13 protein-coding genes, 1 rRNA gene and 1 pseudogene are annotated in these 17823 nt (G+C 52.1%); 6 read left to right on the forward strand and 9 right to left on the reverse strand.

What is annotated here, in order from left to right; translation table 11 throughout:
- Nucleotides 1-55 precede the first annotated feature (55 nt).
- A complete protein-coding gene (locus HOJ08_05000; protein ID MBT5672792.1) occupies nucleotides 56-478 on the reverse strand; it encodes a cupin domain-containing protein in 423 nt (140 codons plus the stop codon).
- Nucleotides 479-588: 110 nt separating this feature from the next.
- Complete coding sequence (locus HOJ08_05005; protein ID MBT5672793.1) at nucleotides 589-1842, reverse strand: tripartite tricarboxylate transporter substrate binding protein; 1254 nt, start codon at nucleotides 1840-1842, stop codon at nucleotides 589-591.
- Between the two features lie 209 nt (nucleotides 1843-2051).
- Here HOJ08_05005 and HOJ08_05010 point away from each other — a divergent pair, with 209 nt between their 5' ends.
- Nucleotides 2052-3293 (forward strand): alpha/beta hydrolase, encoded by a 1242-nt coding sequence (locus HOJ08_05010; GenBank protein ID MBT5672794.1) that lies wholly within the window; start codon nucleotides 2052-2054, stop codon nucleotides 3291-3293.
- 105 nt (nucleotides 3294-3398) lie between these two features.
- A complete protein-coding gene (locus HOJ08_05015) occupies nucleotides 3399-4634 on the forward strand; it encodes a hypothetical protein (GenBank protein MBT5672795.1) in 1236 nt (411 codons plus the stop codon).
- Between the two features lie 47 nt (nucleotides 4635-4681).
- Here HOJ08_05015 and HOJ08_05020 read toward each other — a convergent pair whose 3' ends face one another.
- The 3 genes from HOJ08_05020 to HOJ08_05030 form a co-directional block, all read right to left on the reverse strand.
- The gene (locus HOJ08_05020; GenBank protein MBT5672796.1) at nucleotides 4682-5491 is read right to left on the reverse strand and encodes a hypothetical protein; all 810 of its coding nucleotides are present in this window, start codon (nucleotides 5489-5491) and stop codon (nucleotides 4682-4684) included.
- 336 nt (nucleotides 5492-5827) lie between these two features.
- Nucleotides 5828-7306 carry an ethanolamine utilization protein EutA gene (locus HOJ08_05025; protein MBT5672797.1) on the reverse strand — a complete coding sequence of 493 codons (1479 nt, stop codon included), beginning with the start codon at nucleotides 7304-7306 and terminating at the stop codon, nucleotides 5828-5830.
- A gap of 8 nt (nucleotides 7307-7314) precedes the next feature.
- On the reverse strand, nucleotides 7315-8517 hold the full coding sequence (locus HOJ08_05030; protein ID MBT5672798.1) for a cupin: 1203 nt from the start codon (nucleotides 8515-8517) through the stop codon (nucleotides 7315-7317).
- A 201-nt stretch (nucleotides 8518-8718) separates the two neighbouring features.
- Between HOJ08_05030 and HOJ08_05035 the strand changes: the two are divergent.
- Nucleotides 8719-9873 (forward strand): annotated as a pseudogene (locus HOJ08_05035) (acyl-CoA dehydrogenase).
- A 55-nt stretch (nucleotides 9874-9928) separates the two neighbouring features.
- Here the strand turns inward: HOJ08_05035 and HOJ08_05040 are convergent.
- Together HOJ08_05040 and HOJ08_05045 are read right to left on the reverse strand one after the other, a co-directional pair.
- Nucleotides 9929-10486, reverse strand: a complete 558-nt coding sequence (locus tag HOJ08_05040; protein ID MBT5672799.1) for an OmpW family protein — start codon at nucleotides 10484-10486, stop codon at nucleotides 9929-9931.
- Between the two features lie 311 nt (nucleotides 10487-10797).
- The gene (locus tag HOJ08_05045) at nucleotides 10798-12954 is read right to left on the reverse strand and encodes an acetate--CoA ligase family protein (protein ID MBT5672800.1); all 2157 of its coding nucleotides are present in this window, start codon (nucleotides 12952-12954) and stop codon (nucleotides 10798-10800) included.
- A 115-nt stretch (nucleotides 12955-13069) separates the two neighbouring features.
- Between HOJ08_05045 and HOJ08_05050 the strand changes: the two genes are divergently transcribed.
- Together HOJ08_05050 and HOJ08_05055 are read left to right on the forward strand one after the other, a co-directional pair.
- Nucleotides 13070-14182 carry an ornithine cyclodeaminase family protein gene (locus tag HOJ08_05050; protein ID MBT5672801.1) on the forward strand — a complete coding sequence of 371 codons (1113 nt, stop codon included), beginning with the start codon at nucleotides 13070-13072 and terminating at the stop codon, nucleotides 14180-14182.
- A 5-nt stretch (nucleotides 14183-14187) separates the two neighbouring features.
- Nucleotides 14188-15300 carry an ornithine cyclodeaminase family protein gene (locus HOJ08_05055; GenBank protein ID MBT5672802.1) on the forward strand — a complete coding sequence of 371 codons (1113 nt, stop codon included), beginning with the start codon at nucleotides 14188-14190 and terminating at the stop codon, nucleotides 15298-15300.
- A gap of 24 nt (nucleotides 15301-15324) precedes the next feature.
- Here the strand turns inward: HOJ08_05055 and HOJ08_05060 are convergent, their stop codons facing one another.
- Both HOJ08_05060 and HOJ08_05065 read right to left on the reverse strand, forming a co-directional pair.
- Nucleotides 15325-16551 carry an MFS transporter gene (locus HOJ08_05060; GenBank protein ID MBT5672803.1) on the reverse strand — a complete coding sequence of 409 codons (1227 nt, stop codon included), beginning with the start codon at nucleotides 16549-16551 and terminating at the stop codon, nucleotides 15325-15327.
- An 84-nt stretch (nucleotides 16552-16635) separates the two neighbouring features.
- The gene (locus HOJ08_05065; GenBank protein ID MBT5672804.1) at nucleotides 16636-17121 is read right to left on the reverse strand and encodes a hypothetical protein; all 486 of its coding nucleotides are present in this window, start codon (nucleotides 17119-17121) and stop codon (nucleotides 16636-16638) included.
- A 435-nt stretch (nucleotides 17122-17556) separates the two neighbouring features.
- On the opposite strand from HOJ08_05065, the gene HOJ08_05070 reads away from it, so the two are divergent.
- A 16S ribosomal RNA gene (locus tag HOJ08_05070) occupies nucleotides 17557-17823 on the forward strand; the annotation flags it as partial.

Here is a 17823-nt window from a genome sequence, read left to right on the forward strand (position 1 = left end):
ACAAAACCGGGTCCTGAAAAGGACCCGGTTTATATGAAAACTTATTCCCGAAGTCTTAAAGGGTGGTTTCTTTCTGTCGGCCTTCGGTGAAGTAGTCCTTGTTATTCAGCTGGCCTTTGCCGGCTATCACGATTTGATCACCGGGTTTCTTCACCTGATATAACATGCAATTGCCATCGGTTTCATTGTGAAGCTGATAATACTGGTTGCCCGGAATCAGCGCACATTCACCTTCGTTGAGATGTCTTTCTGTCGCTTCGCCATCTTCGCTATCTTTGGTCCGAAGGGTCAAGACACCCTTCATCACCAGAAATGATTGGGATGTGCCAACGTGGTAGTGGAATTCATTCCGCGCACCGGGTTTGTACACATTGCACGCAATAATTAGGTCTTCTTGTGCCGCGATCAGGGTGCGTTGGCGTGGTTTGGGCGGATTTTCAATATCCACTTTTTCAAAAAGATTGTTAATTTGGGCCATTGGTGCCTCCTGTTTGGTTTTATTGTTGCTATAAGATTACCCCAAAGCAGCGATCAGGTGTAAAAAAATGGGGGGCCGAAGCCCCCCACTGATTAACGATGTTTTCGATCTTATTTTTTGCAGATCAGGTTTTTGGCTTCCGCCCCTGCGCGCAAATACACAAAGGTGCAGGTCATGCCGGGCTTCACAAACTTGCGTTTGGATTTTTTGCCATTCAGGGTGACCTTGGTCCGTGAACCAGAAATTTTGGCTTTGACCTCTTTGCCTTTGTAATTGATCCAGATGCGACGCCCACCGCGTTTGGTTTTGGTGACCTTCCCGGTGTGTTTCAGATAGGTAACCTTGGTGGTGACCAGAACGGCTTGTTTAAGCAGCTTTTGAACTTCCGGGGTGACATTCAGCGCATTACGAATGGCTTTGTCGACATCTGCCCCGAAGGCCGGTGCCAGGTAGCGGTTGGCTGCCTTGACAGATTTGGCAAAGGCAGGGTCTTGAGCACCCTTTTTATAAGCAGCGCGCAAGACGGCCAAGCGTCCGGCGGGAACCTTGGGTGGCAGGCCAGCAATGCGCCATTGGCCACCAATGGCTGTAATAATCGCTGCCAGCTGTTTGCTGTTGTTATCGGTGATCAGTTCTTTGGCGGTTGGCATTTTGGGCCAGTCTTTATCGCGTTCCGGTGAATAGACCGTTAGGAAGTGACCACGGCCACGTTTAACCATGGGGGTGTTGCTTTCCACGCCGCCCATCATGATATCAATTTCGCCACGCATCATGGCCAAATGGGCATCAGGGCCGGTGTAGCCCGGGATCATCTTGAACTTGAGGCCAAAGGCGCGTTCTGAAACCTTGGCGAAAATCCAGCGTCCGCTGCCCGGTCCACCGGTTGCCATCTTCAGGACCTTGCCGGATTTGCGAAGATCAGCAATCGTTTTGTAGGGCAGTTTGGAATTGATCATGATCATTTGATAGCTCTCGGATAATTTTCCGAGGTAATTCATTTTCGCCATGTCAAAGCGGATGCCCTTTTTTTCCAGAATCTGGTTCAGGAACATGGCCGTATTAAAGGTGCCCATGGTCAGGCCGTTGGGCTTTGAATTGTAGATGTAATTAAGGCCAAGAATATGTCCCGCACCTGGCATGTTGCGCACCACAAAGGTGGAGCCCGGCAGGTTCTTTTGCATATATTTGGCGATTAAACGGCCCCAGAAATCAAACCCCCCACCGGCACCAGTGGCGACGATGAAGGTGATGTTCTTTTTCTTGAAATAATCAGCGTCTCCAGCCGATGCAATTGAGGGGGCAGCAGCAATTGCACCAATGCCAAGGGCAGCTGCGCAAGCAGTAAGGGTCTTTGAAAAGGCCATGAAAATCTCCCAGATGTCATACTTTACGTTATTGATCAGTGATGGTTCACAACCGTAATCAGGCAATTGACACCTGCGGTCGAGGCCGTCACATTTATGCCAGACATTTACCACGATCCAGAACGAGAGGCAAACCGGGGCTTGTTTTGCCCCTGTTTGCACAGAAAATGGGTGTGTGGTCGCTTGAAAGTTAAAAAACAGGGGGAAGCATGAAAAAGGATTTGAAGGTAGAACGCCGCACCCGGCGCTGGCAGGAACAGCGCTGGATTCTTGATATGATCATCCAGACTGTTGGACCGGAATGGGATCAGGGACGCATCCATTCAAAGGGCGGGCGTGCTGGTTCTGTTGGAACCGCATCTTTTAATGCGGCCGCCAGCCGCATGAAGAAATTCAATGATATTGGCCCGGAATTCACACGCGGTGGTCGTCGGGCCGAGGTCCGGGCCCATGCATTCGAAGAACAGCACCGCTATGTTTCTGCCCGTGCTGAATATATGACAGCATCCCTGTTTTATGCATCCGCCCAATGGCCCTATTTTGACTATGACGATACCGTGCGTGAACTGGAAGAACGCATGAACGATACCTATGCTAAATATATCACCTATGCCCCGCACCCCATTGAACGGGTTGAAATCCCGTTTGGGGATTCTGCCCTGCCTGCATATTTGCATTTGCCCCATGCACCAAAACCCGGTGAAACATTTCCCTGCATTCTGGTGACCGGTGGCATGGATGGGTCCAAGGAAAACATCGTGTCCATGTATGGCGATCCGGGGCTGGAACGCGGCATGGCTGTTTTGGCACTGGATGGTCCGGGGCAGGGGGAATGCCCGGGCCGGGGCATTTACCTGACGCCGGATAATTTTGCCGAAGCTGGGGTCGCTGCGGTCGACTGGCTGTGTGATCGCCCGGAAATTAATTCCGAAGGCATTGTCATTCGCGGTTCATCCTTTGGCACTTACTTTGGGACCGTGGCAGCGGTGGCCCTTGGGGGCCGCATCAAGGGGGTGTCAGCCACCGGTATTTGTCAGGAACCGGGTGCGCACACTATTTTTAATATGGCATCCCCCACCTTTAAGGTGCGTTTCATGTTCATGTGTGGCTATGAGGATGAGGATGAATTCGATGAATTCGTCCAGGGGTTTGACCTGACCCGGGTGGCAGACAAGATGACCTGTCCTTATATGATTGTTGCCGGTGAAGATGATCAGCTTTCCCCGATCCAGTACACGTATGATCTGTTCGATCAAATCACGGCGCCGAAGCGTTTGGTGGTTTATGAAAGCGCCAATCATTCCATTAAAGGCGGCCCAGCGGCAGCCAATGGCGAAGATCGTGAAGTGATGATGTTCGACTGGTTGGCTGACCGGGTTGCAGGGAAGCCTATGAAATCAGAGCTTTGGTATATCACAGGGTCAGGGCGGGCCGAAATCACGCCTTATTAAGGGCATATTTACCCCTTTTTCTTGAGTTGTTCCCATGTTCCATGTTTGAATTCAAAAAAATGCATTCAATAAGAATTATCAGTTAAAAACAGGGAGTTTATAAAAATGCAAAATCGATTTTTAATCACCAGTGCATTGACGGTTGGTGCCGTGGTTTCAGCCATGGTGTTGGCACAACCCGCATTGGCCAAATCAGGCAAAGACTATTTCAAAGGCAAGACCGTAGAATGGATTGTGACCACGTCTCCGGGTGGCGGCCATGATTTCTGGGGGCGCTTGCTTTCGCGGCATATGTCCAAAAGGCTGGATGCGAAGTTTGTGGTCAAAAATCGTCCCGGTGCAGGACATATCATCGGCGTTAATCTGATCAACCGCGCCAAGGCCAATGGCCTGACCATTGGTAATTTTACCACGGGCCTTATTTTCTCTCAGATTTTAAAGAAAAAAGGCATCCGGTTTGATCTTTCCAAGATGTCCTGGTTGGGCAAGTTGGCAGCAGAACCCCGGACCATGACCACGGGGGCAAAGTCACGTTACAAGAATTTCGAAGATGTCCTCAAGGAAAAGAAGGTCATCAAATTCTCGGCTTCAGGGGTGGGGTCCGGTTCTTATACGGATGCGTTCATGATTGCGACAGCATTCAACATTCCTCATAAAATTATCACGGGTTATTCCGGGTCTCAGGCATCTTTGGCACTGCTTCGCGGCGAAGTGGATTTGTTAATGGGCAGCGAAGATTCAGCGGCCTCTTATGCACGTGCCGGATCGGTTCGGATTGTCATGCAGGTGGGTGGCAACATCAAAGGCATTCAGGATGCGAACAATTATGCCAAAACCCAACAGACCAAGAACATTCTTAAATTAATGACCAACATGGGTAACCTGTCGCGCATTGCAGCCGGTCCGCCAAATATTCCCAAAGACCGTTTGGACGCCCTTCGTTCGGTGTTCAGGGCTTCTGTTGAAGACAAGAAATTTATCGCTGCTGCTGCAAAGGCAGGACGGAAAACAGTTCCGGCTTATGGCGATGATGTGCGCAAGATGGTGGTGACCTTATTGGATCAGCCGGCCGAGATTGTCACGCTCTTGAATAAAATATCCAACGTCAAAGTTGCGATGGTTAAACACTCAGGCTCTGTCTCCAAGACCAAACGCGGTGGTCGTCGTATTTCGATCATGTATAAGGGCAAAGAGGTCAAGGCCAAGGTTTCAGGGTCACGCACGACCGTCACCCTTAATGGCAAAAATGCCGTCCGTAAAAAAATCAAGGTTGGTATGAAATGCACCTTCACTTATCCAGGACCGGGTAAGGAAGCGAAGCGCATTGATTGCAAAGGCTAAGACAGATTGAGACATTAAAAGGGCGCCTTCGGGCGCCCTTTTTTTGACTAGATATTGCTTTCTGCCATGTCATTCTTCTGTGATGGCGCTAGAAAAAAAGGTGCGCCGATCGTGTCCCGGTCTATGCCATGGGTTTCGACGAAGCCATCAAAGGAAGACCGGAGCATGGCAAGGATCGGATTAAAACCCGTACCATCTTTGGATGTGGATTGTTCCTTGATGCGTTCCAGTGCCGAAATTGCGACCATGATCTGGATTGCAATTTCTTCTGGCGTTTTGGCCCGGGTCCCGGCGATCAGGGTTTCAAGTTTTGGCACATCGCGCGCCAGTATAAATCCCAAATGGGTTTCATCGGTATTCAGATGCAGGTCCATCAGGGCTTCTGATGCTTCCGCTATGCCCATGTTTGGCTGGGCGATGTAATGAAAGGTTGGCGGCGCAAAGGGGGATGCGACATTCGTATCTGATTCCAATGAACCCCCGTTTTCTGTTTTCTGTGCAGCGAGTGCCGCTATAGGAGCAATCAGCGCCGTGTATTGATTGGTGTTTTCAGGTTTGCGATGATGCTTAAGATTAAGGTTTGGATACACGTCCTTAAGCGCTTCGGCTTTTTCCGAGTCTACTAGCACCCGGACGGGGGCCGTGCTTTTTTGGCTGTACAGAAATTCAATGAGCGACAAATAATGCGGATCATCTTCACTGGCCGTTATAAAGATCATATCGGGCGGGGTTTGGGTGTAGTGCCGCTTGAACGTTTCAGGGGTTCCTGAAATCCTGCTCTGGTGCCCCGCCTCAAGGTTTAGCTCATGCAAGAACAGGCGATCGGTAATGGAAGGTTCGTAAATCTGTATGATCAAAGGTTCGTCCAATCCCTGCGCCAGAATACAGCTGAATTGTTTTCAGCTGTGGTTTGAATGAGGTTCGGGGGTGGATTTGGGACTTAATTAAACGCCAGATTGAATGTATGACGGTGTTCCAAGACTGACCCAGCGCCCAATAACTGCATAAAAAACCTCAATAAAACAAGTATAAACACATACATATCATCAACAGGTATATATACCTAGTTATTTTAGGGTTTCTATCCTTAATTGCTGGTTGAGACCGGCACGAGGCAGTGTTTCAGCCAGATAAAAGCTGGGTGAAACACTGGGATGTGATTTAGAAAGTGCTTTGTGTTTTATGAAATGGGGTCAGGCGGGGGCGGGGAATACCAGCGACTTGATGACCACAGGGACCGCGCCTGATGTCGGGATCATGGCGCCAATGTCGATATAATCGAACTCGCTCAATTCAATGCCATCAATGGATATGGTGGCCGCTTTTATGCCCATTTCCTCTTTCAGGTGGAGCCCTAAAAGTCCGCCAACATCCAGATCATTGACCAAGATAAGCGGGTGGTTGTTTTCCGTGAATTTGGCCATACCATTTTTGATGCCCGTGCAAAAATCGTCCAGCCTTTTGTAAGTGGCAGAACCGCCCCAGTGAAAGGAAACCGCAACAGGCTGATCGGCCTCTGCAAGATCAAGGCGCGTTAATGCAACGGTTATGGCGTCACTGATGGTGTCGGGATCAAGGATGTCCAGGGTCAGATCAAGTTCCGGTGCGATGACGGGTACGTTGCGCACAGGGACGGTGTCTTCGGGCTTAATGAAAATGGTGCTGCCCGAAACTTGAATGGTGTACTGGGATGCCCCAATGACTGTGGCGCGAATGGTGGCGCGTGGTTTCTCAATCGCTGCGGAAAACTTTTCCACGCCTTCACGCACGTGCCGGGCCAGCATGGGGCCAAGGTCACCGAAAGATTCTGTGTGGTTGTTGTAAACAAATTCGGAAACCCCACCAGAGAAAATAAGGGCTGCAACGTCAGATTCCCCATCAAGGCGGGGCAGGCGCAACAGGGCTTCGGTCTCGGCTGAGAGGGGGGAAAGCCCTGCGGCTTCAAGGATGCGCGTGGCCATGCGTTCGGTAATGCGTTCCAGATCCTGTTCGGAGGGTTTGTCGCCAAGATTAAGGTCAATGCCCAGCTCTTTGGCATAGGCCTTGCCTGTGGGTTCCAGACGATTGATAGAACCGTCTTTATCCATGACAATCAGGCGCGCGCCCCCTTCAACGGCGGTGACTTGCTCGACCTTGCCGCCGCGACACCGTGCAAGCTTGGTCGTCCCGCCACCGATATCGATGTTCAGAACCAGCCCGTCGATTTCTTTGGATCGTGTGATGGCTCCGGACCCGTGGGCGGCCATGGTCGATTCAAGCCCGTCCCCTGCGCTGACGGCGACGAATTTCCCGGCATCGGCTGCAAACAATTCACCGATGGCCCGGGCATTGCGTCTGCGCACTGCAACCCCGGTCAGGATTAAGGCACCGGTGTCGATGTCTTCCTGTTTGAACCCGGATTCTTCGTAGGTTTTTTTGATGAAGGCTTGCAGCGCATCGGAATCAATCACCTCACCATCCAGATATGGGGTGAAGTAAATTGGCGATTCATGCACCAATTCGCGGTTGGTTACCACGTAACGCGCATTTCGCTGTTCCAGCGTTAAGCGTGAAAAAGCTAAATGGGATGTAGACGAGCCAATATCGACACCGACACTAATCAGGACGATTTCGTCTTCTTCCAAAAGGTTACGTTCCGCGTTTGAAAACTGCGCGCCATCATCAATTGCCATTGCGTGTGCTACTTACCTTTAGGAGTTTGATAGAGTTCTTCTTCCATCCGGGTCGTCGCACCTTCTTTACGCAAGGTTTCTTCGAATTCCTTGCGCAGGTAAGGGTCTTCCATATCGTAGGGAACGGCCGAGCCGCCATCGCGAATGTCGATGGCACCATAATCGTTCATTTTCGCACCAGGTGCGCCGGCGCGGGAATTTTTGCCGGGGTGGACCGGGCCAAACCATGCGGTCAGGCGCAGCGGACCTTTGGAGGCACCGAAATGCTGGTGGAACCATTCGCCGCTCATTGGTGCGGCTGTCACCATGCCCACCGGTTCGTAATCCTGGCGCATGACCTTGTCCATTTTGCCATCTTTCCACGGGGTGGGGCCTTCTGATGATGGCCAGGTATAGGTGTAGCCCTTGCCTTTGATGCAAATCAGAACGGCGGCACTGCCATGGGCATGGGCTTTTGAATAACGCCCGGTTTCATGCTGGCCGATCCACAGGTAGAAATTCTGGTTGGCCATGTGGGGTTCAATCCGGCGGTAACCCGGTGAACGACGGTTATCCAGCGGCAGTTCGCAATTAACGATATCGGCAATGATGTTGGTCTTTTTCATGGCCAGACCACGGATGGGGTCAGCTTCAATATCATCATTGGCTTTGTAATAATCTTCCGTATCGGGATCAAAGCGATCGCGAAAATTATAGGGGCAGTTCATGATGAAGTCGGTGTTTTTGAACATGTTGAACACCTGGGGTGCCAAAGAACCACCCAAAAGCATTGCTGGCGAAGATGCGGCATTAATGATGCGATAGCAGGCGTTAATGGGGATCGCAAAAAGTGATCCGGCCTGCCATTCGAACACATGCTTTTGGTCTTCGCGGCCTCGTTCCCAGACTTCTGTGGTGCCACGGCCTTCAACAACAAAGTATTGCTGTTCAAACAGATGCTGTATCGGGTTCAGCGCGCCAGCACCGGGGACTTCAATGACATGACAGCCCCACAAACCTTCAGTGCCCCAAAGCTGGATGAAACTGGCATTGCCACCCATTAGATCCCAGTGTTTCAGTGGCAAGTCCTGAACCCTTTTAATACCGATGCCGCGGAAAATGGGAATTCCCTGAGCTTCCATCCAATCGTCATAGGGCATGTTTGGTTTATCAAATAGACCAAAGCCAGATTTAGTTTTGAGGTCAGTCGGTTCAGTCCACTCAATAGCCATTTAAAAATCCTCAGGAAATTGATTGTCATAAGATGAAAGTGCGGCGAAAAAACCGCGTGTGTTGCCTCTTTTTAGCACCTATTCAGCCGGTGGGGCAAGTTGACCCTAACACCCGTGAAAATAGGGGGGGTTAGGCGCGCCACGCCCTTTTATTGATCGCTTCAATCAGCCATAATCATAAAAAATTTAAGGGAGCGTTGCGTGGAATTTGATCTTCCGGAAGAGCTAAAAATACTGAAACAGACCGTTCGACGGTTTGTTGATGCGGAAATGATCCCCCTTGAGGGCAAATCCCTGGATGGCGGCAAGATGAAACCGGACATTCGGGCACTTTTGGAAGAAAAGGCCAAGGCTTTGGGGCTTTGGTTGATCGACGTGCCCGAAGAATTCGGTGGCCAGGGCCTTGGATTGGCAGCGCGTTCTGTGGTGTGGGAAGAACTGGGACGCACCGTCACCCTGCCAACCCGGGGTTATTCAATTCTTGGCCCCGATGTCAGGCCCATTCTTTATGCGCTGGAAGGGGAAATGCGGGAACGTTATCTCTATCCCGTGATCCGGGGCGAAAAGACCTGTTGTTTTGCCCAGACCGAACCCGATGCGGGATCAGACCCCGGTTCCATGCGCACGACGGCTATTCTTGATGGCGATGATTACGTCATCAATGGGGTTAAACGCTTCATCACCGGGGCCGATCATTCAGATTTTGCCCAAGTCATGGCCGCCACGGACCGGGAAAAGGGATCACGGGGCGGCATATCATGTTTTTTGGTGGATATGGATACCCCGGGCATTCGTCTTGGCACCCAATACAAGACCTTCACCGAAGAAGGACCATGGGAAATTGTGTTCGAAGATGTCCGGGTGCCAAAGGACCATCTGGTGGGCGGAGAGGGCAATGGCTTTCGTCTCGCACAAAAATGGTTGGGGGTTGGGCGCATCAAACAGGGATCACGCGCATTGGGGGTGACAGAACGCTGTCTTGAATTGGGGGCTGGCTATGCCAAAGACCGCGTGACCTTTGGCGCGCCCTTATCGACCCGACAAGCCACCCAGTGGAAATTGGTGGATGCTGCTGTGGCGCTTCAGGGTGCGCGGTTGATGGTCTACCACGCAGCAGAGATGCTGGATTCCGGGGCGGATGCCAGACTCGAAGCCTATATGGCGAAACTCTATTGCACAGAAATGGCCTGGAAGGCGGCAGATGACTGCCTGCAAATTCATGGCGGGGTTGGCTTGACCAAAGACCTGCCTGTGGAACGCATTTGGCGGGATCAACGCAGCCACATGATCACCGAAGGCACGCCGGAAATGATGCGCATGGTCATTGCCCGCACGGTGATCCGCAATACCAATTAAAAAACGGGTGCCCTTACATTAAGGCGCCCGTTTTTTTAGTTGCTGATTTTGGCGTTTAGTATTTGTAGCCAAATCCGACGCCGAACACCCATGGATCAAGATCGGTGTCCGTGGTGGTGATGGAACCGTTATTGACCGTGATGTCGGTGGAAACGTATATCTTCTTGAGATCAACGTTAAAGGACCAGCGGTCGTTGATGGCAATGTCCATGCCGACCTGAAATGCCAGCCCGAATGAGTCTTCGTATTTGACGGCGGTAATGGCGCTCGATTTTTTCACATCATAAAACATTGTGTAATTGAGGCCCGCACCGACATAGGGGCTGAATTTTGCTTTCGGCTGGAAATGATACTGCAGGGTCAACACCGGCGGCAGCAGGGAAACCTCACCAAGATGGGCAACCCCCGCAACATCAACGCTGTTTTTGGTGGTGGCAAGAATCAATTCTGCAGCAATGTTGTCGGTGAAAAAATAGGTGAAATCCAGTTCAGGAACAGTGTCACTGCCAACCCGTGCAGAGCCACCTGAGGTGGTGGTGCCATGGGTATCGGACGTCAATGTGGCGGAACGCAGGCGAATAATCAGGTCACCCTTTTGTTTGGCATGAAGCATGCCTGGCTGTATCGCCAACACGGTAAAGGCCAAAAGGCCAAAAGGCTGAAAGCAGAAATGTTAAAAAAACGGGTGAGACCAGACATTAATTATTCCCCTTTTTATTTATGTCCGTTAGACGAATTTGCGCGAGATGACAGAGTCATGTCTTAAATATATATCGTTAAATCAACCTTGATTCATTCTTAATGCTTAGATATCTATCGAATACCATGGCATTGAAATTTTGGCAACAGGTCATTGGAAAGCAATGTTATTTTTAATTGAATAGATTGGAGCGTGAATGGGGGAGGCGCTAAAGGGATGGGTGTTTATGGTTTAGGTGCCAACACCACCAACGCATCAAGGGCCACACATCCTTGGCCTTTGGGGCAGGCAAGCAGGGGATTGATATCGACGGCTTCGATCAATCCCTTGGTCTCGTAGGCGAACCGTCCCATTTTTAAGATGGCATCAACCACCGCATCGCGATCCGCAGGGGCAGCACCCCTGTAACCATCCAGTAATTTTCCGGCCCGTGTGGCATCGATCATGGCTTCGGCCTCTGCCCGGTTCAGGCCGGCCCGGCCAAGGGCGACGTCTTTATAGAGTTCCACCATGATGCCGCCGGAGCCAAACACCACCACAGGCCCCATTTCAGGGTCATTGGCGATGCCGAGCGCCAGTTCAATGCCACCTAGGACCTGTTCAGCAACCAGAAACCCATCGATTTTTACCGCCCCATCATAGTGCGCCACGTTCTTTGTGATTGCATCACATGCTGTTTTAACCCCATCGGCATCTTCAAGGCCAAGCATGATGGCCCCGGCTTCGGTTTTGTGGGGCAGGTCAGCGGAAACCGCTTTGACAACCACCGGAAACCCGATGTCTTGTGCAGCCTTTGCGGCACTTGGCCCATCGGCGGAAAATGCTTCGCGGGCCAGTGGTAGGCCGAAATCTGCCAGTATCGCCTTGGATGTCGTTTCATCCAATGCGGTTGGTTTATCCCCGGCCAATGTTTTTAATTCTGCAATGCGGGATTCTTGTTTACCCGTTAAGGGGCTTGAATTTTTGGGCTCGGATTTTGCGCGGGTGCGCCGGCCGATCTGGTCAAAGATGCGCCCAAAGACCCGAAAGGCGCGATCAGGATCGGAAAGATAGGCCAGATGGCTAAAGGTTTTGCGCAAAGCCTGTGCGTGATCGGTCAGGGCAACATTGGCCGGTGCAAACAGGGCGACGGGCAGGGTAGTATCTTCGCCTTTGGTCCATTCTGAAATTGCTGCAAGGTTCAATTCCTTGCGTTCAATCCCGGGTGCCAGGGGCAAATCCTCTGCGACCAGCAGCAAATCAAAATTGGGGTCGGCGGCAAAGGCCTCAATGCAGGCAATATATTTATCTGTGGTGATGGTCTGGCGGGTATCCAGCGGATTGGACGCACTGGCAAGGGGGCCAAGCACAGCAGCGATTGTTTCCTTTGTTTTTGCATCCGGTGTTGCAAAGGTGACGCCTGCGCGCGCAGCAGATTCCGAAATCAGGCTTTTCATGGCCCCGGAATTGGTAATGGCGCCAACCCCTGTGCCTAACGGTGCCTTGGTGCGTGCCAGATATTCCATGGCCTCTACGGCATCTTCCAGACAATCCAGGCGAACCACCCCGGCGGCACCGGCCAGGGCATCAAACGCATCAACCGATCCCGCCAATGATCCTGTATGGGCCAATGCCGCGGCACGGCCTTCGTCTGATCCGCCAATTTTGACGGCAACCACGGCCTTGCCAGCATCGCTGGCTTCTCCGCAGGCATCGATGAAATCGTCAACCCGAACGACCTGTTCCAGGTACAGCATGATCCCCTTGATTTGGGGCTGGCGCGCCATGAAACGAATATAATCCCCTGCACCCAAGCCAACCTGATTGCCTGCGGAGACAATATAGGAGGGGTTTAAGCCCCGCTCGGTCAGCATGCGGTTGAGCGCCAGACACAAGCCGCCCGATTGGGCAATGATGGCGGTCGGGCCAGATTCCAGTGTTTCCATGCCATCATCGGGCAGGGTGATGGCCCGGCTGGGGGCCGGTGCATTGCCCATGCAATTGGGGCCACAGACAGCAAGTCCGGTTTTATCGATAATTGCGGCAAGGCGTTTTGCCCGCTCGCGGCCTTTTTCGTTACCGCCTTCGCCAAAATCGCCAGCAAAGATAAGGGCGCTGCGGGCACCATGGGCGGCACCATCTTCCAAGACATTAAGGGCAATGTCGGCGGGGACAAAACAGATGATGTGATCAGGGGGCTCTGGCAGGGCATCAAAACCGGGAAAACAGGGGATGCCCCAAATCTCTTCGCGCTTTGGATTGATGGGGTAAATGCCACCGGGATAATCAAACCGTTTCAGATTGTTATAAACCCGCTCCGACCAGTGGCGGTCCCGGTCCGATGCGCCGACCATGACAATATTGCGGGGATGGAGGAGTGCTTCGACGTCATCGCGTGCCATGGTGCAGAAAAAATCCTGTCATTGTTTCGTTATTGTTGTTTGATGTTCATCGTAATTCTATGCTGCGGGGTGTGAACGCTGCAAGGAACGGTGACACAAAACAGGGAGTTTTTTTATGACACTGATCATCAACAACGATGATGTCCATGCCGTGCTAACCATGGAAGACACCATGGCGGCACTGGAAAAGTCCTATTTGGACCTGTCGGCCTCGCGCGCGGTGTGTCGCCCGCGCATCGATATTCAGATTCCCACATCAGACCCGGATAAAACGTATCAATGGGGCACCATGGAAGGGGGCTCCATGGATGGCTATTTTGCCGTTCGCATGAAATCCGATGTTGTTACCCAAGAAAACCACAACGGGATACCCACAGAAAATAAATACTGTGTGCGCCCGGGTCGTTGGTGTGGGTTGATCTTTCTGACCTCCATTAAAAATGGTGAGCCCTTGGCGCTTTTGAATGACGGGGTGTTGCAGCATATGCGCGTTGGGGCTGATGGGGGCATTGGTGCCAAATATATGGCTCGCGAAAACGCCGAAGTGATTGGCATGTTGGGATCAGGCGGCATGTCGCGCAGCCATATGGATGCCTTTATGGCGGTGCGTGACATTAAAAAATTACAGGTCTTTTCACCGACCAAGGCCAACCGGGAAAGTTTCGCTGCTGAAATGCGCGATAAATTCGAGATTGAGGTTGTGGCTTGCGATGCGCCCGAACAGGTCTATCGCGGGGCAGATATTGTCGCCGCATTAACCGATGCCACGGTGCCCGTTACCGATGGCGCCTGCATTGAGGCGGGTACCCATGTGGTGGTCATTGGTGGTTCGGGTGCGCCTGATGACACCACAATTGAAAAAATTGATCGGTCTTTGCGATTTGGCAATGCGCCCCAACCGTGGGGGCTTCCTGAATTTGGCAAGGGAAAGTCACGGCTGACCTATGCTGCCATGACCCCCGAAATTGCTGAAACGCGTCTGTCGCCTGATGGCAAACGCGGGGGTCGCACAGCAGTGGCCGAAGACCATCTGGTGTGGTTGGCCGATGTTCTTTCAGGTGATGCCAAGGGCCGCGAAAGTGATGATCAGATTACCTATTCGGAACGGGGCAATTTACAAGGCGCGCAGTTTTACGCGGTGGCGGGCAGGGCCTATGAACTGGCCCGCGATGCAGGTCGGGGCCGGGAAATTCCCACCGACTGGTTTTTACAAGACATAAGGGATTAAGCGCCATGACACTTTTCATAAACAACGACGTTGTGGCACAGGTTCTGACCATGACGGACACCATTGCGGCATTGGAAAAATCCTATCACCAATTGGTGCGGTCTCAATCGGTTTGCAGGCCAAGGGTCGATATCCAGATCCCGACGCCGGAAGAAGATAAAATTTACCAATGGGGCAGCATGGAAGGCGGATCAACGCAAGGCTACTTTGCCATTCGCATGAAGTCTGATGTCATTTTCGAAGAAAGCTATAACGGCGTCGTCACTCAGGATAAATACTGTACTAGGCCCGGCATGTATTGCGGGTTGATCTTGTTGACCAGCACCGAAAATGGCGAGCCTTTGGCGTTTATCAATGATGGCGTGTTGCAGCATATGCGCGTTGGGGGGGATGGCGGCATTGGCACCAAATATATGAGCCGCGAAAATTCTGAAACCGTCGGGATGCTCGGTTCCGGCGGCATGGCCCGGACCCATATGGACGCCATCATGTGTGTGCGCGACATTAAAAAGCTTCAGGTGTTTTCACCAACGCCTGCCAACCGCGAAGCCTTTGCCGAGGAAATGCGTGCAAAATACGGTCTGGAAGTGACGGTCTGTGACAATCCGCGCGATGTTTATCGGGGTGCAGACATTGTTGCCGGCGTTACCGATTCTGCGGTGCCTGTTTTGAATGGGGAATGGGTTGAGCCGGGGACCCACATTATCAATGTTGGTGGCGGTGGGGGAAAACCCGATCAGGCGACCCTTGATAAGGTGGATGTTTATTTCCGCTTTGGCGATGCGCCGGGCCCATGGGGAGAGCCGGATATGGAGCTGGGGGATGAATACATCACCTATGCTGCCCAGCCCGAGTTTAATTCCAATTTCAAGATGAAGCGTTCAGGGAAACGGGGCCATGCGGCATCCCTGCCCGGATGCATGATCACGTTCAAAGACATTATCGAAGGCACCAATCAGGGCCGCACCGATGCGTCACAGATCACCTATTCGGAACGCGGCAATCTACAGGGCGCACAGTTCTGGGCAGTCGGTGGGGTGGTCTATGAAAAGGCCAAAGCCGAAGGGCTGGGCAATGAAATCCCAACCGAATGGTTGTTGCAAGACATCCGGGATTAAGCCTGATTTACGGCACCGTTGGTCTTAGGGCACCGTTGGGACTGATATCGCTTTCTTTGGGATGAGCACGGTCACGACCAAAATGGCCAGACACCCAGCCAGAACATAGAACAGCCAGCTTGGGTTGCCTGAATCCAGAATCCAGCCAAAAATAACGGGCGCCGATGCGCCCCCAAAGGCCGCCCCCGTTGCCACCATGCCAATGGCCTTGCCAAAAGATTCGCGCGGGATAACGGCGCGCATCAGCATATCGCGAGCGGGGCGCAATGCGCCCTGAAACAAACCGATGAAGCTCATCAAGATGATGATGGCAAACAATGGCATGGTCAGGGTGCCCAGCAGGATCAAAAGAACGCCGGAAGAGACTAATACGGTTACTGCCAGAAAGGTATGGCGTGGCGTTTTGTCGACGATGAAGCCACCACCCAGCACCCCGATGGCGCTGGCGACCAGATAGACCGTCAAGGCACCGGAGGCCACGGTTAAGGGGGTGTTGTGTAGTTCAGCCAGTGCCGCAACGATAAAGGAATGGATGCCGTGGGTGCCCAGAGCATTGAAAATGAAAAAGACAAAAAAGACCATTAAAGACCCTGATGCCAGGGACCGAATTTCCTGAAAAAACCCGAGACCGCCCGGCGGTTTTTTGCCGATGGAATCATCGCGCACGTTCTTCCATTGGGTCATTAATCCAAAGGTGACAATGATGCCAAGGACGCCGGCGATGACCACGGCGACGCGCCATCCCCACAACAAGGCAGACGTCACCAACAGGGGCGGGGCGACCACCCGCCCGGCATGGCCTGCAAACATATTGATTCCAAAGGCCCGCCCGATCCACGCCGAAGGCATGGATGCGTTGATAATGGTGTAATTGGATGGCCGCATGGAGGCAATGCCAATGCCAAAGGTGACCATCAAGGGCATGGCATACCAGAAGCTGGGGATCACCGCGAGCAAGGCAACACTGATGGATAGAATAAACAGGCCCGTGACCAAAACGATCTTGCCGCCAATGCGATCAACCATGAAGCCGACAGGAATTTGGAAGAATCCGGTGGTGATGGATCGCGTTGAGAGCAAAAGTCCCAGAAAGGTATAGCTGACGGCAAACTCGACTTTAAGAAAAGGAATGAGTGCGGGCAGGCACAGGATATAAAAATTTGAAAGCGCGTGTCCCGTGCTGATCAGCGCCAGAATGCGAACGCTTTGCTTGTGTTCAGCCCGTGAAAGTTCGGTGTCAGTTTCGCTCATTTAACTTCCGGTGTTCGTTTTACAGACCAGAACAGCCCGCATTGATTGGGCGCAGAATATGCGCGTATGGGGTGTCGGCCCGGGTTAGCGCCGGGGTGCCATGGTCCCGCCGGGCGCAGATTTGGCCGCAGTGGGCGAAATGGTGAAATTGACTTCTGAGCCGCCCAAAGAGGTGCCGGCGATCAAAACCGTGGTGGCGCGTTGGCCACGGGTATAGGTCAGGATAGAGACTTTTGACCGCGCCCGGGTTACTTCTTGCCAGCCAAACCCCGGCATTTCACGGGAATAAAATTCAAAAATTTGCTGTGCATTGGTTGATGTGGTGAAAACCAGACGGCCAATCCACGCGTCCTTGGGCCCTAGAATCAGGCTGCGTTCGACATTCATAGTGGCTTTTTGGGGAATGGGAATGTCTGGAAAACGGGCAAGATCGCCCTGTTCACCCTTGGGGAGGGATCCGCTATTAGAGGCCTTTATATCAGTACTCAGGCCGGAACAGGCGCCAAGGGAAAGCGTTATAATTCCCGCAAATGATATATAACATATTGTTTTTAATGATATTATTTTCATTGCCCTTATTTTCTCCAGGCTGAAGGTTGTGTATTTGAGGGTTGGCATTACTGGACATTTGCGCATGATATACATATATTAGCGAGTGTAGATGCCCCACAAGAGGCATTACACAAAAATCGTATGATATAAATTTTACCCATTTTTCGCGGCCCGTTTTTTGCTGGTGGCGAAACCGTTGTCCAGCCTCACGTTTACGTCTTTTTAACGGGTCGTAAAAATAAGCAAAAAAGGGGTTTGACAGGGGTGCATAGGGCGGCGTATAACCCGCTCCTCCGATGAACACCGGCACCGATTAGTTGGTTCTCAGGATTTGTTGGAACGCTCTTTGTTATTGTTAAGAGGAAGGGATACGCAGGCGGCGGCGTGTTGAATAAACATGCCAACGCAAGCGTATTTGCAAATTGAACACATACGTTTGTGAGTGGACAGACCTCAACTTGAGAGTTTGATCCTGGCTCAGAACGAACGCTGGCGGTAGGCCTAACACATGCAAGTCGAACGAAGGCCCGGAGCTTGCTCCGGTGTCCTTAGTGGCGGACGGGTGAGTAACGCGTGGGAATTTGCCTTTCAGTACGGAATAACTCCGGGAAACCGGTGCTAATACCGTATACGCCCTACGGGGGAAAGATTTATCGCTGAAAGATGAGCCCGCGTCTGATTAGCTTGTTGGTGAGGTAATGGCTCACCAAGGCGACGATC

This window comes from Rhodospirillales bacterium (genome assembly GCA_018666775.1).
GTDB lineage: Bacteria > Pseudomonadota > Alphaproteobacteria > SMXQ01 > SMXQ01 > JABIXC01.

Bases quoted from the DNA above. Each gene is read 5' to 3' on its own strand.
- HOJ08_05000 (MBT5672792.1), bottom strand. From the start codon at position 478: ATGGCCCAAATTAACAATCTTTTTGAAAAAGTGGATATTGAAAATCCG.
- HOJ08_05005 (MBT5672793.1), bottom strand. From the start codon at position 1,842: ATGGCCTTTTCAAAGACCCTTACTGCTTGCGCAGCTGCCCTTGGCATT.
- HOJ08_05010 (MBT5672794.1), top strand. From the start codon at position 2,052: ATGAAAAAGGATTTGAAGGTAGAACGCCGCACCCGGCGCTGGCAGGAA.
- HOJ08_05015 (MBT5672795.1), top strand. From the start codon at position 3,399: ATGCAAAATCGATTTTTAATCACCAGTGCATTGACGGTTGGTGCCGTG.
- HOJ08_05025 (MBT5672797.1), bottom strand. From the start codon at position 7,306: ATGGCAATTGATGATGGCGCGCAGTTTTCAAACGCGGAACGTAACCTT.
- HOJ08_05030 (MBT5672798.1), bottom strand. From the start codon at position 8,517: ATGGCTATTGAGTGGACTGAACCGACTGACCTCAAAACTAAATCTGGC.
- HOJ08_05040 (MBT5672799.1), bottom strand. From the start codon at position 10,486: ATGCTTCATGCCAAACAAAAGGGTGACCTGATTATTCGCCTGCGTTCC.
- HOJ08_05045 (MBT5672800.1), bottom strand. From the start codon at position 12,954: ATGGCACGCGATGACGTCGAAGCACTCCTCCATCCCCGCAATATTGTC.
- HOJ08_05050 (MBT5672801.1), top strand. From the start codon at position 13,070: ATGACACTGATCATCAACAACGATGATGTCCATGCCGTGCTAACCATG.
- HOJ08_05055 (MBT5672802.1), top strand. From the start codon at position 14,188: ATGACACTTTTCATAAACAACGACGTTGTGGCACAGGTTCTGACCATG.
- HOJ08_05060 (MBT5672803.1), bottom strand. From the start codon at position 16,551: ATGAGCGAAACTGACACCGAACTTTCACGGGCTGAACACAAGCAAAGC.
- HOJ08_05065 (MBT5672804.1), bottom strand. From the start codon at position 17,121: ATGAAAATAATATCATTAAAAACAATATGTTATATATCATTTGCGGGA.